2 pseudogenes are annotated in these 471 nt (G+C 53.9%); both read right to left on the bottom strand.

The features are described from left to right. Nucleotides 1-211: pseudogene (locus KP705_RS20375) on the bottom strand (hypothetical protein); the annotation flags it as partial. Then, nucleotides 208-471, bottom strand: a pseudogene (locus KP705_RS20370) (hypothetical protein); the annotation flags it as partial. The pseudogenes KP705_RS20370 and KP705_RS20375, both read right to left, overlap by 4 nt.

Here is a 471-nt window from a genome sequence, read left to right as displayed (position 1 = left end):
AGTAGCGGACAAGACCCGGCCCTCGCATACCGGCTACCTTTTCGCGCTCGGAGAAAATCGCACCGAACTTCACCAGTTCATTCATGATGGCTGTAACTTCGTTGACCCGAATTCCGACTTTTTCGGCGATTTCTTCGCGGGTTAGCATGATCTGTCCGGTATGTGGGAACAGGTGGTCGAACAAGAGCGTCCAGACGTCCACGGCCTTCATTGGACGTTACTGTTCTTCATTAGCCACAAGGTGACAGCACGGTTCTGTGCGGGACGGATCATAACAAACGGCTCCGTTGTTCCGGGGGCTGGGGTAGTAATGCGTTGAACGGTGACCATGACCCGGCCAAGGGCATCATGGTCAAAATCGGGATTGTCAAAAAACGGCAAAAGGGCTTGGCGAACCTGTTCGGCCTGATCTTCACGAAGCCGATCTTTTGGGGTCTTGAGACGGGTCATGTTCCGCATGTGGGAAACCTC

The sequence above is a fragment of the Gluconobacter sp. P1D12_c genome, from assembly GCF_018812105.1.
GTDB classification, from domain to species: domain Bacteria; phylum Pseudomonadota; class Alphaproteobacteria; order Acetobacterales; family Acetobacteraceae; genus Gluconobacter; species Gluconobacter oxydans_A.
This window is presented reverse-complemented; position numbering and strand designations above follow the sequence as displayed.